This window comes from Youngiibacter fragilis 232.1, from assembly GCF_000495435.3.
Taxonomy (GTDB): domain Bacteria; phylum Bacillota; class Clostridia; order Clostridiales; family Clostridiaceae; genus Youngiibacter; species Youngiibacter fragilis.
This window is the reverse complement of sequence record NZ_AXUN02000080.1, coordinates 1-745: the sequence shown is the minus strand read 5'-3', so window position 1 is coordinate 745 and position 745 is coordinate 1. Positions and strand designations below refer to the sequence as shown.

The 745-nt window shown below is 48.2% G+C and carries 1 protein-coding gene; it reads left to right on the top strand.

Features of this window, described 5'->3' with window-relative positions; all coding sequences use genetic code 11:
• Positions 1 to 133: 133 nt before the first annotated feature.
• Positions 134 to 745, top strand: a 612-nt coding sequence (locus T472_RS05110) for a Mu transposase C-terminal domain-containing protein (RefSeq protein ID WP_242864764.1), incomplete at its 3' end; no start/stop codon positions are given.

The window sequence follows — 745 nt, the reverse complement described above, 5'->3', positions numbered from 1 at the left end:
GGTGCTGCACGCTGAGTTCTATAACAGCCTGGAGCAGATTATTGTCGAAGACTGCTTCAGGAAAGCTGTCATGAAGCATGGTTTGCCACAGTCCGTATATTTTGATAATGGAAAACAATACAGGACCAGATGGATGACCAGAGCATGCGCAAAGCTAGGCGTGAGGCTGATGTTTGCAACACCATACTCGCCGGAGGGCACAGGCAAAATAGAACGCTTTAACCAGAACATTGACAGGTTTCTGGATGAATACCAGGTTGACCCCAGCCCCAAGAGCCTTGATAACATGAACAGGCTGTTTTGGGTATGGCTGGAGGAGTGCTACCAGAACAAGGAGCACTCAGCAATCAACGGACTGACTCCAGTGCAGGCATACAATCTTGACAGCACTCCGATAAAGAGAATAGCGCCTGAAATCATCGCAGATGCATTCCTCCATGCAGAGGAAAGAAAGGTGGACAAGAGCGGATGCATAAGCTTCAATGGAGACAAATATGAGGTTGGAGTTACCTTTGTAGGCTGCACTGTAGACGTAGTCTATGACCCATCAGACACATTCGAGGTGACCATCGAGTATCCTGGTGCAAAGCCATTCAAGGCAAAGAAGCTGACCATAGGAGAAAGAGTAGGTGCAAAGCCTGTAGTGCCTGAACACCTGACTATCCTAAAGCCAATCGAGTCGAGACTGCTGAATGGTGCGCAGAGGAAAAATGAGTTGCGCAAAGATAAAGAGAGAAGCACTGCC